Below are 12725 nucleotides of genomic sequence, written 5' to 3'. Positions count from 1 at the left end.
CTCTTGGCCAGTGATGGTCGCAATCAATCCAGTTTCAGCATCACGACCGAACGCGCGGGCATCGCCACCTCCAGCCGTCCGCCCGCCAGCCGCGCACCGCCGAATGGCGCAGGCGCAACGGCATCGGGGTTGGCAAAACTGTTGCGCGCATTGACCGCATCACCGGTAAGCACCTGCCCGCTCACGCTGCGCGCGGTCACGCCGGCCAGACCCAGCGAGACGGGGATCGAACGCGCCGGATCGCCATTGGTCAACGCGACATAGATGTTTCCATCGGTGCCGCGCACCGCAGCCGCGCTGACGGCGGGCATGGTATAGGGGCCGAAGGTATAGTCAGGCGTATCCAGTTCCAGCGGCAGCACGGTGCCATCCTGGAACGGCACATACATGGCGAACACATGGAAAGTGGGCGTGCGCACCATTTGCGGCCCGTCGGTAATCACCATCGCCTGCAACACATTCACCATCTGCGCAATCGCGGTCAGCTTCACGCGGTCGGCATAGCGGGCGAAGATGTTGAGGTTGATGCCGGCCAGCACCGCATCGCGCAGCGTGTTGCCCTGTTGCAGGAAACCGGGATTGGTGCCGGGATCGGGTGCATACCACGCGCCCCATTCGTCCACGGCCAGGAACACGCGCTTTTCGGGATCATATTCGTCCATCACCGCAGTGTGTTCGGCCAGCAGGCGGTCCATCTGCCAGGTGGCGGAAAGCTGCTGCGCCCAGCCTTCCTCGGCAAAATCAGTAGCGGAGATGGAGGGCGGCCAGCCGCCCGCGATTGAATAATAATGCAGCGACAACCCGTCGATATGGTCGCGCGCCACATCCATGAACACGCGCGTCCATTCGGTATCCCCGCTGTTCGCGCCTGCCGCGATCTTGGTGATGGTGGTGCCGGCGGGCGCCTTGATGAAGGTGGAAAAGCGGCGCGTGACATCGGCGGCGTATTGGGCGCGCATATGTCCGCCGCAGCCCCACAATTCGTTCCCGATGCCGAAAAATTCGAGGTTCCATGGCTCCTGCCGCCCATTGGCGGCGCGCATCTGCGCCAGGCTGCCTGCGGGCGAGGTAATATATTCCACCCATTCGGCGCTTTCACGCGGCGTGCCGTTGCCGACATTGCCGGAAATGAACGCCTCGGCCCCCAATTGCCGGGCAAGTTCGAAGAATTCATGCGTGCCCACCGCATTGGGTTCTTCCACGCCGCCCCAATGGGTATTGATCTTAACCGGGCGATCTTCCTTGGGGCCAATCCCTTCGCGCCAGTTATATTCGTCGGCAAAGCAGCCGCCTGGCCAGCGCAGCACCGGCACGCGCAATTCACGCAGCGCGCCGATCACATCGCTGCGGAAGCCGCTGACATTGGGGATGGGCGAATCCTCGCCCACATAAAGGCCACCGTAAATGCCGTAGCCCAGATGTTCGGCAAACTGGGTGAAGATGCGGCGGTTGTAGACCGGGCCGGGCGTATCGGCGCGGATCGTGCCGCTGGCCTCCTGCGCGGTGAGCGGGGCAGGCGATGCCATGAGGGCCAGCACCGGCGCGAGGCAGGCTGTGGCCACGGCCTTCAATCGTTTGGTTGCGCTGCGCATCTTTCGGCTCCTCATCCTATTCGTAAAAATCATCGACCCGCACCGCTTCACCCAGCAGGAAAGCGTCGGCCACCAGCGCCAGCGGGGCGAGGTCAAAATCGCTTGTCCCCGCGTCCAGCAGTTCCGCAAAGCGGCGGTAGAGCGCGGGATATTCGGTATCGGGCGCTGCGGCAGGGGCAGCACCGGGCAGCGTCAGCACCGCGCCGCCATTGTCGAGCAGCAGCGGCCCCGCATCGGTATCCACGCGGATGCGCCAGGTCTGTTCGCCCTCCTGCCGGAAATCGAAATCGGCGCGGATTGGCACCCCGTTTGCGCTGCGTAAGGCAAGCTGTGCGGCAATCGGCGTCTGGCAATTGCCGGGCACTTCCAGCTGCGCCCCCTCCAGCATGACGGCATCGGGCAGAATGGCGGTGAGGATGGACAGCGCATTGATACCCGGATCGAACACGCCCATGCCGCCCGCCTGCCAGATCCAGGGCTGGCCCGGATGCCACTGGCGGACATCCTCGCGCCAGATGATCGTGACCTGCTCAATCGCCCGCCCCGCCAGCCATTGCCGGGCGGGTTCAACACCTGCGGCCATGCGCGAGTGCCACGCGGCGAACAGCGTCGCGCCGCTGGCGCTTGCGGCATTGGCAAGCAGCGCGGCCTGCGCCATTCCGGCGGCAGGGGGCTTTTCCAGAAACACGCCGATTCCGCGCGCCAGCAAGGGCAGGGCGAGCGCGGCGCGCATTTGCGGCGGGGTGCAGATTGCGGCCGCGTCGAGCACTATGCCTGCATCCAGCAACGCCCCCGTCGATGTGAAATGCGGTATGCCGGGTAAAGGCGGGGCGACGGGATCAACCGTGGCCGCCAAGGTCAGGCTTTCGCAGCCGGCCAAAGCGGGCAGATGCTGGTCGCGCACGATCTTGCCCAGCCCGATTATGGCGAGTGCATGGCCCATATGTGGCAGTAACCCTTCAATCCGCTAATACTCCGACATATCGGCAAGGCAAGGCGATGGCAATTGCCCGCAATCCTGCTTTGCACGGGCAGTTGCCCTTCGCCGCGCGCGCGCCTAGCAGTGGCGTGTATGGCAGAGGGGAAGACGTCCACATCGGTTTCAGGAGGAGCGGTGACTCCGCGAACTCCGGGCAGGCGGCTGCACGGCGCGGTGGCGCACAAGCTGGGCGTGGCGATCGTATCGGGGCAATATGCACCCGGCGATGTGCTGGCGGGTGAAGTGGCCTTTGCCGAAGAGCTGAACATTTCGCGCAGCGCCTATCGCGAGGCGATGCAGGTGCTCACGGCCAAGGGGCTGGTCGAAAGCCGCCCCAAGGCGGGCACCCGCGTTCTGCCGCGCAGCCGCTGGAACGTGCTCGATCCCGATGTGCTGGCCTGGGCCTTTGCCGGGGCGCCCGACCGCAAATTCGTGCGCGACCTGTTCGAACTGCGCGCAGTGGTGGAACCGGCGGCGGCGGGGCTGGCTGCCGAGCGGCGCGACAAGGCGCAACTTGCCGAAATGCGCGAGGCGCTGGCGCTGATGCGGCGGCACACGCTGGCGTCGGACGAAGGGCGTATGGCTGACCGCGATTTTCACAAGGCGATCCTGCGCGCCACGGGCAATGACGCGATACAGGCGCTGGCCGCAGGCATTGGCGCGGCGGTCAACTGGACAACGCAGTTCAAGCAGCGCGCCCGCGCCCTGCCGCGCAACCCGCTGCCCGATCATGTGCGCGTGTTTGACGCCATAGCTGCCGGAGATGCGGCGGCGGCGCAGGCGGCGATGCGTATATTGGTCGATCTGGCGCTGGCGGATACGCAGGACGCGATGGAGGATGGCGGCAAAGCGGAGCCCGAGGCAGCAGCCGATCAGGCCTGAGCCGCTGCCTCCTCGGTGATTCCTTCCTTTTCGGCGCGGGTGCGCGAGCCCACCAGCGCATACCACAGCACATAGACTTCGCAGGCCACGGTCAACCAGAAGCTGGTTTGCAGGCCAAACTGATCCGCCAGCCAGCCCTGCACCACCACCAGCGCGCCGCCCGCAATTGCCATGATCAGCAGGCCCGATGCCTCCTCGGTCAGCGGGCCAAGCCCCTTGATTCCCAGCGCAAAGATGGCCGGGAATATGATCGAATGGCCAAGGCCGACAAGGATCAGGCACCACATCGCCACCGGCCCGTGCAGCGTGGCAGCACCAATCATCACCAGCATGGCGAAAAGGGCAAAGGCGGCGAGCACATGGCGCGCATTATACCGGCGCATCAGATACGCCCCGGCAAAGCGGCCCACCATCATCCCGCCCCACAGCAGCACCAGATAATTGGCCGCCACCACCGGGGTGATCCCGGCAATATCGGGCTGGATCACAAACAGGATGAACAGGTTCGCAACGCCGATCTCGGCAATCAGATAGATGAAGATCGCGGGCACCGCGAAGACCAGATTGGGATGCTTCCACAAGGACAGCTTCTTGCGCGCCTCCTTGCTCACCCGGCGGGTGGCCGCGCCCAATGCGGGCAGGTTGGACCGCCAGATGATCAGCGCGATGATGAGCAGCACCACCGCGACCATGACATAGGGCAACTGCGTTGCCTGCGCATCGGCCAGCCGCTCCGCCTCGGTCAGTTGCGTGCCTTCAAGCGAGGTGCCGCCCACCGTGCGGTTGAGAATCAGATAGCCGCCAAAATAGGGCGCAAAGAATGTGCCCATCGAATTGAACGCCTGCACCAGCGTCAGCCGCGATTCGGAGCTTTCCGCCGGGCCGATCACCGCGACATAGGGGTTGGCCGCCACCTGCAGCAGCGTGATCCCGCTGGCGATCACGAACAGGGCGAACAATGTGACTTCGAAAGAGGGAATCTGCGCCGCCGGTACCATGCCCAGCGATCCCGCCGCCATGATGCACAGGCCGGTTACCAGCGCAGGCTTGTATCCGATGCGCTGGATCAGCTTGGCCGCGGGGATGGAGGCAACGAAATAGGCGATGAACCACACCGATTCGATCAGCGTGGTCTGCGTGTAATTGAGGTCGAACACGCTGCGCAGATGCGGCAGCAGCGTGTTGTTGATGACGGTGATGAACCCCCACATGAAGAACAGGCTGGCCAGCAGCGCCAGCGCCGGGCCGTAACGCACGCCCGATGAGTTCCCCTGCGGCGCGATTCCCGGATTTGTTTCGACCATTCCCGCTATTCCCCTCCCGCAAGGGCGCATGGCCTTGGTGCCAATGGCCGCTTGCACGCTCTTATTTTGTCGGAGTATATGCGGCGAAACAGATCGTCAATATCCGCCGGAGGGGGAAAATGTCCGTGACCACACAGCGCTCTAACGGGGGCACAATGCGCCAGAAGCTCGCAACGCTGATGCTGGCCGGCACCGCGCTTGCGCTGCCGGGAACCGCGCTGGCGGGTGAAGCCGTGCGCGAACGCGCGGGCCAACTTGCCGATGGCAGCGTGGTCGAAGCGGTCACGCTGACCAACGCAAACGGCGTTTCCGCGCGCGTCATCACCTATGGCGCGACGCTGCAATCGCTGGTGATGCCGGGCCGCGATGGCGTGATGGCGGACATCGTGCTGGGGCATGACGATGTCGCCGATTACGAGCGGTTTCCCAATTACCTTGGCGTCACCGTAGGCCGTTTTGCCAACCGCATCGGCGGGGCGCGTTTCACGCTGGACGGGCGCGAATATGTGCTGCCCGCCAATGATGGCAGCAATTCGCTCCACGGCGGGGGCGCGGGGTTCGACAAGGTGAACTGGCGCATCGTCTCGGTCGAAAGCGGGCCGGTGGCGCGCGTTGTCATGGCGATGGAAAGCGCGGATGGCGATGCGGGCTATCCCGGCAATCTGGATGTGCGGGTGACCTACACGCTCGATGATGACGGGGCGCTGGGCATCATTTTCGACGCGGTGACCGATGCGCCCACCGTGGTGAACATGACCAACCACGCCTTGTTCAACATGGCCGGTGCAGGTTCGCCCACCAGCGCGCTGGAAAATGTGCTGACCATTCCTGCCGCCGCCTTCACTCCGGTTGATGGCGAGCTGATCCCCACGGGCGAACTGCGCGCCGTGGAAGGCACCGTGTTCGACTTCCGCACGCCCCGCCGCATTGCCGATGGGGCGCGGCAGACCACGGACGAGCAGATCCTGCTGGGCCGCGGCTATGACCATAACTTTGCGCTCGACAAGGGGCTGACCGCCACCCCCGGCCTTGCCGCCCGGCTGGAAGACCCGGCATCGGGCCGCGTGCTCGAAGTGTTCACCACGGAACCCGGCGTCCAGTTCTATTCGGGCAATTTCCTCGATGGCACGCTGGTGGGCCGTGATGGCCTTGCCTACCGCCAGGGCGACGGCATCGCGCTGGAACCGCAGAAGTTTCCCGATGCGCCCAACAAGCCGGGCTTCCTGTCCGCCCGCGTCGATCCGGGCCAGCCTTACCGCCACCACATGATCTACCGCGTATCCTGCGCCTGCGAATAACCGAGAAGATGAGCGAAAACACAATGCCCAAGAAGCTGCGGTCGCGCGAATGGTTCGCCAACCCCGACAATATCGACATGACCGCGCTCTATCTGGAGCGGTATCTCAATTTCGGCCTGAGCCTTGAGGAATTGCAGGGCGGCAAGCCGATCATCGGGATTGCCCAGACGGGCAGCGACCTTTCCCCCTGCAACCGGCACCATCTGGTGCTGGCCGAACGCGTGCGCGAGGGTATTCGCGAAGCAGGCGGCATCGCCATCGAATTTCCCGTCCACCCCATTCAGGAAACGGGCAAGCGGCCCACCGCCGGACTGGACCGGAACCTTGCCTATCTGGGTCTGGTCGAGGCGATTTACGGCTATCCGCTGGATGGCGTGGTGCTGACCACGGGGTGCGACAAGACCACGCCCGCGCTGCTGATGGCGGCGGCAACGGTGAACATTCCCGCCATCTGCCTGTCGGTTGGCCCCATGCTCAACGGCTGGCACAAGGGCGAGCGGACGGGTTCGGGCACCATCGTGTGGAAGGCCCGCGAAATGCTGGCCAAGGGCGAGATTGACGATGCGCAGTTCATCCGCCTCGTCGCCTCCTCCGCGCCGTCCACCGGCTATTGCAACACGATGGGCACGGCCACCACGATGAACTCTCTGGCCGAGGCGCTGGGGATGATGCTGCCCGGTTCCGCCGCCATCCCCGCGCCTTACCGTGACCGGCAGGAATGCGCCTGGCGCACCGGCCGCCGCATCGTGGAGATGGTCCACGAAGACCTGAAACCCTCTGATATCCTCACGCGCGAGGCGTTCCACAACGCCATCGTGGTCAATTCCGCGATTGGCGGTTCCACCAATGCGCCGATCCATCTGTGCGCGATTGCCCGCCATATGGGCGTGGATGTGCCCTTGCAGGATTGGGAGGATGTCGGCCACGATGTGCCGCTGCTCGTCAATCTGCAACCGGTGGGCGAATATCTGGGCGAGGATTATTACCGCGCAGGCGGCGTGCCTGCCGTGGTCGGCCAACTGCTTTCTGCGGGCCTGATCCATGCCGATGCGATGACGGTGAACGGCCGCACCATCGGCGAGAATTGCCGCGATGCGGTGATCGAGGACGAGAAGGTGATCCGCCCGATCAGCCAGCCGATGGCGGAGAAGGCCGGCTTCCTTGTGCTCAGCGGCAATCTGTTTGGCGCAGCGATCATGAAGACCAGCGTGATCGGCCCCGATTTCCGCGCGCGCTACCTGTCCAACCCGGATGACCCGGAAGCCTTTGAAGGCACCGCCGTGGTGTTTGACGGGCCGGAGGATTACCACCACCGCATCGACAACCTCGAACTTGGGCTGGATGAGAACTCCATCCTGTTCATGCGCGGCGCAGGGCCGATCGGTTATCCCGGCTCTGCCGAAGTGGTGAATATGCGCCCGCCTGCCTATCTGCTGGCGCAGGGGATTGATGCGCTGCCCTGCATTGGCGACGGGCGGCAATCGGGCACCAGCGGCAGCCCGTCCATCCTCAATGTCAGCCCCGAAGCCGCCGCCGGTGGCGCGCTGGCACTGCTCAAAACCGGCGACAAGGTGCGCGTAGACCTGCGCCAGCGCCGGGTCGATGTGCTGGTGGACGAGCCTGAGATGCAGCGCCGCCGGGAGGAACTGAACGCAGCGGGCGGTTACGCTTATCCGCCGTCGCAAACGCCGTGGCAGAAGATCCTGCGCGATCTGGTGGGGCAGATGGATACCGGCGCCATTCTGGAAGGCAGCGAAAGCTTCCAGCGCATCGCGCAGACGCGCGGTATCCCCCGCAACAACCACTGAGACATAACATAAGGCAGGAGAGGCGTGATGCGGCAGGGAGGTTGGAACTGGGCCGCTGGCCTGTTGGCTGCAACCGCGCTGGCCGGCGCGGTGCCGGCCGTGGCGCAGGCGAGCGGCGCGGCGGTGGAAGCCCGCACCATTGATCCGCTGGCCGCCACAGGCCGGTGGAGCGCCTTTTCCGGCGGCCATGCTCCGCTGCCGCCGATGGGGTGGAACAGCTGGAACGCCTTCTACCACGATATTGACGAGGAAAAGGTGCTCGCCGCCGCGACCTATATCGTGGAGAGCGGCCTTGCCGCGCGCGGATACCGTTACATCAATATTGATGATGGCTGGTGGCTGAAACGCGATGTGGATACCGGCCGGATGGTCATCAACACGGCGAATTTTCCTTCTGCCGCGTCAGGTGATGGCACTACCAGCTTTCGCCCCTTCACCGACCGGCTGCACACCATGGGCCTGAAAGTGGGCATCTACAGCGATATTGGCCGCAATTCCTGCGGGCAGACATTCGGCCATGGCGCGGCGAACAATCCGCAAGGCAGCGTGGAAGAGCGCGAAGTGGGCCTATACGGCCATGTCGATCAGGATATCGCGCTGTATTTTGGCGAATGGGGCTTTGATTACATCAAGGTGGATGGCTGCGGCATTCGCGGCATGGGGGCGGGCAATCCCAATGTCGCCGCCGGGATTTACCGCGAGTTTGAACCGCTGATTGATGTCGATTCGATCGGCAACACCAATGTTCCGGCCGTGCAGGCGCTGTTTGGCGAAGTGCGCGATGCGCTGGCACGGCACAATCCCGATGGCGATTATGTGTTTTCGCTGTGCATCTGGGGCAGTTCGGATGTGCGCAGCTGGGCGCATAATTTCGGCAATCTCTCGCGCACGAGCGAGGATATCTCGCCGCATTGGGGCCGGATGCTGCACAATCTGGATTCCGCTTCGCGCCGGGAACTCTATGCCCAGCCGGGGAACTGGAACGATCCCGATATGCTGTTTGTCGGCACGGGCGATTTCGATGCGAACCATCTGGTGGAGGCGCGCAGCCATTTCAGCCTGTGGGCGATGCTGAATGCGCCGCTGATCATCGGCTTTGATATGCGGCAGATGACGCCCGAACTGCTCGCCATTCTGGGTAATGAGGAGATTATCGCGCTCAACCAGGATGCGGGCGGCAATCAGGCTGTGCTGGCGTTTGATACCGATGATATCCAGATATTCGTCAAGACGCTGGCCGATGGCAGCAAGGCGACAGCGCTGTTCAACCGCACCTCGGCCCCGCTCGATGTGGTGCTTACCGCCGATCACCTGAAACTGCGCGGCGATCAGCCTGTCGCGCTGCGCGATCTGTGGAGCGGGGAGACGAGCGGCTTTACCGGCGAGATGACGCTGACCCTGGCCCCGCGCGAAACGCGCGTGTTTGCCGCCAGCGGAGCGCGCCGGCTGGATGGCGGGCTGTATCTTTCGGAAATGCCCGGCGCGATCAATGTGGCCGAAGATGGCGTGGTGGAACCCGAACACGATCCGCTGGTCCACCGTGGTATCCTGCCTTGGCAACAGACACGCGGGGTGGGCGACAGGCACCGCTACACTGGCTGGGGCGGGGCGCGCGCGGACAGCACGCCGCACGGGCAGGCGCTGCGCGTCGCCAACCGCGATTTTGCCACCGGCATCGGCGCGCTCGCCAATTCGCGGCTGGAACTGCGCAATAGCGGCTTTGCCCGGTTCCGGGCGGAAGTGGGCGTGGACGATACCAGCGTGGATACGGGCACGCGGGTGCGCTTTGAAGTCCATGGCGATGGGCGGCTGCTGGCGCAGAGTGACTGGGCCGGATTTGGGGAGGCGCCAAAACGGCTGGAGGCGGATGTGGCCGGCACGCAGATCGTGGAGATCATCGCCCGCAGCGAAAGCGCACCCGCCCGCGCGCTGTCCGTGGTATGGGGAGAGGCCGCGCTGCTGCGGTGAGGCTGCGCCAGTCACCTGGCTTGGCCGGGTGATCGGAGAGGGAACCTTTGAGCAGCAACGACTTGACGCTGACATTCCACGGCGCGGCGCGCACCGTGACCGGGTCGTGCCACCAATTCCGCCATCGCGGGCGCGATCTGCTGGTTGATTGCGGGATGTTCCAGGGTTCGCGCACGCTGGAGCGGCTGAACCTCGAACCCTTCGCCTTCGATCCATCGCGCCTGGATGCGGTGATCGTGACCCATGCGCATATCGATCACAGCGGCCTTCTGCCCAAGCTGGCGGCGGCAGGCTTTACCGGGCCGATCTGGTGCACCGGGCCCACGCGTGACCTGCTGGAACATATGCTGGCCGATGCGGCGCGCCTGCAGGAATACGAAACCGAGCGGCACAACCGCCGCCGCGACCGTGCGGGCGAAGACCCCTTTGACCCGCTGTTCACGGCCGAGGATGCCGCCGCGGCCTTTGCCCTGTGCCGCACGGTCGATCTGGAGGAAGAGTTCCTGCCCGCACCGGGATTTCGCGCCCGGTTGTGGAATGCGGGGCATATCCTTGGTTCCGCTTCGGTGGAGCTGGAAGCGGGCGGGGTGAGCGTGCTGTGTTCGGGCGATCTGGGGCCGGACAACAAGGCGTTCCAGCGCGACCCGCAGGCCCGCGCGGGCTTCGATCACGTGATTTGCGAGAGCACCTATGGCGGCACCGTGCGCGAACCGCTAGCGATGGAGGAAAGGCGGCGCCTGCTTCAGGCCGAAGTGGAGGCAGCACTGGTGCGCGGGGGCAATCTGGTGATCCCCGCCTTCGCGCTGGAACGTACGCAGGAATTGCTGCTGGATATGGGCCGTCTGCTGTCGGATCGGGCCATCCCGCCGGTGCCGGTGTTCATCGATTCGCCGCTCGCCATCCGCATCACCGGGGTCTTTGCCCGTTATGCGCACGAGTTGGAGGACACGGGCAAGAGCGACATTTTTGCCCATCCTGCCTTTCACTTCGTCACCGATGTCGCCGGGTCGGTGGCGCTCAATTCGGTGTCGGGCGCCATCATTATTGCTGCATCGGGAATGTGCGAAGGCGGGCGCATCCGCCATCATCTGGTGCACAATCTGCACCGGCGCGATTCGACCGTGCTGTTCGTGGGCTATCAGGCGCAGGGGTCACTGGGGCGGGTGATAATGGAGGGCGCGCAGCGGGTGCGGATCAGCGGGCAGGATGTGCGCGTGCGCGCGCAGATCCGCAGCCTGCAAGGCTATTCCGCCCATGCCGACCAGACCGAATTGCTCGCCTGGATCGCGGAAGCCAGCCCGATTGCCGGCTCGCTGTTTCTCGACCACGGCGAGCAGGAGGCGCAAGAGGCCATGCGGCGCGAATTGCAGCGCCGTTTCCCGCAACTCAATGTGCGACTGCCCGAAATTGGCGAGGAATATCTCCTCCCGCCGGGGGAACCTGCCCTGCGCAGCGCGACGGGGCGAACCGATCTGGGCGATGCGCTGGGGCGCGACTGGCAAAACGATTATGCGGCCTTCGCCTCCTCGCTCAAGCAGGATCTGGCGCGGCTGCAAAGCGACCGGGAGAGGAAAGAGGCCATCGCCCAGATGGCGCGCATCCTGCAATCCTATGCCGCGCACAAGGAGCGGCGCCGCAGAGGCTGATCAGCACTCCCCCGCGCGCGCGATCAAACCGTCCAGCGCGCTGCGTCCTTCGCGCAAGGACGGGAGGATTTGCCGCAATTCGCCCCGCGTGATCTGCCGCCCGCCTTCGCTTTCCCGCGCCTGGGCTTCCACGATGCAGTGCAGCGCGGCGACCAGCGCCAGCAGGGGATTGCCCGCATGGTTGGCCTGTGGCAGCGGCACCGCGCGGGCATTGCCCAATGCCAGCACCGGATCGATCGCGCCGGGGCCAAATTCCTGTTCGATCCGCAGCAGCAGGGCCGGATCAAGGCTGGTCAGGCGGTTGCGCGCATTGCGCACGGTGGAAGCCGAACAGCCAATTTTGGCCGCCAGATTCCGGTCGGCCAGCCCGTGCGCGCGGCGGATGTGGCCGATGATCTCGCACACTGCCTCGCGATAGGCATCTGCGGTGATCGCCTTGCTGGTCATGCCGGTGCCATCCTTCTTGCACGGTGCCTGTTGCGCAACATCCTATGCGCCTGCGCACAAGCTTGTCCAAGACCCTGCGCGCAGCTTTGCCTTATCGTGAAGAGGATGAACCTTCACAGACGCGATTTTCTGTGCGGCCTTGCCGCGATCGCCGGTGCCAGCGCCTTTCCCGGAAGGGCCGCCGCACCTGTTTCCCTCGCCAGCAGCGCGTCGTCCCGGGCGCAGTCATCCGCTGCCAGCCTTTCCCTTGCCGCGCCGCCGGGCTGGCCGGATCGCGCCCGCGTCATGTGGCAGGATGCCATGGCCGCGCTGGAACGGCACGGCCCGCGCGCGGCGCGTGACAGGCTGGCCATTGCCGACTTCGGCGCCCCATCGGCCCAGCCGCGCCTCTATCTGGTGGATCTGGAGGCGGGCAAGTTTCAGGCGCTCCATGTCACGCATGGATCGGGTTCCGATCCGCGGCACACGGGATTGCTGCAAAGCTTCTCCGACCGGCCCGGTTCCAACGCGACCAGCCAGGGGGCTTTTCTGACGCGCGATTATTACACCGGGCGGCACGGACATTCGCAGCGGCTGGAAGGCCTCGATCCCACCAATTGCAACGCCCTGGCCAGGGCGATAGTCCTTCATTCCGCCTGGTATGCCGAACCCGATGTGCTGGCGCGCACCGGGAAGCTTGGCCGCAGCCAGGGGTGCCTCGCCTTTTCCGGGCAGGATCTGGCACAGGTGTTCGGCTTCCTTGGGGAAGGGCGGCTCATCTACAGCGGCAAGGCGGCCACGGCCTGACCCCGCAAACCATGC

10 protein-coding genes are annotated in these 12725 nt (G+C 64.9%); 6 read left to right on the top strand and 4 right to left on the bottom strand.

Going from position 1 to position 12725, the window contains the following annotated elements; genetic code table 11:
• Positions 1 to 23: 23 nt before the first annotated feature.
• Positions 24 to 1592: an alpha-N-arabinofuranosidase gene (locus WFP44_RS14040; protein WP_377923093.1), complete on the bottom strand. Its 1569-nt coding sequence runs from the start codon at positions 1590 to 1592 to the stop codon at positions 24 to 26.
• Positions 1593 to 1608: 16 nt separating this feature from the next.
• A complete protein-coding gene (locus WFP44_RS14035; protein ID WP_336927231.1) occupies positions 1609 to 2535 on the bottom strand; it encodes a Gfo/Idh/MocA family protein in 927 nt (308 codons plus the stop codon).
• 129 nt (positions 2536 to 2664) lie between these two features.
• Here WFP44_RS14035 and WFP44_RS14030 point away from each other — a divergent pair, with 129 nt between their 5' ends.
• The gene (locus WFP44_RS14030) at positions 2665 to 3453 is read left to right on the top strand and encodes a FadR/GntR family transcriptional regulator (RefSeq protein ID WP_336927230.1); all 789 of its coding nucleotides are present in this window, start codon (positions 2665 to 2667) and stop codon (positions 3451 to 3453) included.
• Here the strand turns inward: WFP44_RS14030 and WFP44_RS14025 are convergent.
• Positions 3444 to 4757, bottom strand: coding sequence for a sugar MFS transporter (locus tag WFP44_RS14025; RefSeq protein WP_336927229.1), 1314 nt, complete (start codon positions 4755 to 4757; stop codon positions 3444 to 3446). The genes WFP44_RS14030 and WFP44_RS14025 overlap by 10 nt on opposite strands.
• A 155-nt stretch (positions 4758 to 4912) precedes the next feature.
• Here WFP44_RS14025 and WFP44_RS14020 point away from each other — a divergent pair, with 155 nt between their 5' ends.
• From WFP44_RS14020 to WFP44_RS14005, 4 genes are all read left to right on the top strand, one after another.
• Entirely contained in the window at positions 4913 to 6055 is a 1143-nt protein-coding gene (locus WFP44_RS14020) for an aldose epimerase family protein (protein ID WP_336927227.1), read from the top strand.
• Between the two features lie 8 nt (positions 6056 to 6063).
• Positions 6064 to 7863, top strand: a complete 1800-nt coding sequence (locus WFP44_RS14015) for an IlvD/Edd family dehydratase (protein ID WP_336927226.1) — start codon at positions 6064 to 6066, stop codon at positions 7861 to 7863.
• A gap of 27 nt (positions 7864 to 7890) precedes the next feature.
• Complete coding sequence (locus WFP44_RS14010; RefSeq protein WP_336927225.1) at positions 7891 to 9831, top strand: NPCBM/NEW2 domain-containing protein; 1941 nt, start codon at positions 7891 to 7893, stop codon at positions 9829 to 9831.
• A gap of 155 nt (positions 9832 to 9986) precedes the next feature.
• The gene (locus WFP44_RS14005) at positions 9987 to 11477 is read left to right on the top strand and encodes an MBL fold metallo-hydrolase RNA specificity domain-containing protein (RefSeq protein ID WP_377923097.1); all 1491 of its coding nucleotides are present in this window, start codon (positions 9987 to 9989) and stop codon (positions 11475 to 11477) included.
• Here the strand turns inward: WFP44_RS14005 and WFP44_RS14000 are convergent, their stop codons facing one another.
• On the bottom strand, positions 11478 to 11924 hold the full coding sequence (locus tag WFP44_RS14000; RefSeq protein ID WP_336927222.1) for an XRE family transcriptional regulator: 447 nt from the start codon (positions 11922 to 11924) through the stop codon (positions 11478 to 11480). It abuts the gene before it with no gap.
• A 105-nt stretch (positions 11925 to 12029) separates the two neighbouring features.
• Between WFP44_RS14000 and WFP44_RS13995 the strand changes: the two genes are divergently transcribed.
• Positions 12030 to 12710, top strand: a complete 681-nt coding sequence (locus WFP44_RS13995; RefSeq protein WP_336927220.1) for a murein L,D-transpeptidase catalytic domain family protein — start codon at positions 12030 to 12032, stop codon at positions 12708 to 12710.
• The last annotated feature ends 15 nt before the right edge of the window (positions 12711 to 12725 follow it).

It is taken from the genome of Alteraurantiacibacter palmitatis (assembly GCF_037154115.1).
In the GTDB taxonomy this organism is placed as follows: domain Bacteria; phylum Pseudomonadota; class Alphaproteobacteria; order Sphingomonadales; family Sphingomonadaceae; genus Alteraurantiacibacter; species Alteraurantiacibacter palmitatis.
This window is presented reverse-complemented; position numbering and strand designations above follow the sequence as displayed.

Bases quoted from the DNA above. Each gene is read 5' to 3' on its own strand.
- WFP44_RS14040 (WP_377923093.1), bottom strand. From the start codon at position 1,592: ATGCGCAGCGCAACCAAACGATTGAAGGCCGTGGCCACAGCCTGCCTC.
- WFP44_RS14035 (WP_336927231.1), bottom strand. From the start codon at position 2,535: ATGGGCCATGCACTCGCCATAATCGGGCTGGGCAAGATCGTGCGCGAC.
- WFP44_RS14030 (WP_336927230.1), top strand. From the start codon at position 2,665: ATGGCAGAGGGGAAGACGTCCACATCGGTTTCAGGAGGAGCGGTGACT.
- WFP44_RS14025 (WP_336927229.1), bottom strand. From the start codon at position 4,757: ATGGTCGAAACAAATCCGGGAATCGCGCCGCAGGGGAACTCATCGGGC.
- WFP44_RS14020 (WP_336927227.1), top strand. From the start codon at position 4,913: ATGCGCCAGAAGCTCGCAACGCTGATGCTGGCCGGCACCGCGCTTGCG.
- WFP44_RS14015 (WP_336927226.1), top strand. From the start codon at position 6,064: ATGAGCGAAAACACAATGCCCAAGAAGCTGCGGTCGCGCGAATGGTTC.
- WFP44_RS14010 (WP_336927225.1), top strand. From the start codon at position 7,891: ATGCGGCAGGGAGGTTGGAACTGGGCCGCTGGCCTGTTGGCTGCAACC.
- WFP44_RS14005 (WP_377923097.1), top strand. From the start codon at position 9,987: ATGTTCCAGGGTTCGCGCACGCTGGAGCGGCTGAACCTCGAACCCTTC.
- WFP44_RS14000 (WP_336927222.1), bottom strand. From the start codon at position 11,924: ATGACCAGCAAGGCGATCACCGCAGATGCCTATCGCGAGGCAGTGTGC.
- WFP44_RS13995 (WP_336927220.1), top strand. From the start codon at position 12,030: ATGAACCTTCACAGACGCGATTTTCTGTGCGGCCTTGCCGCGATCGCC.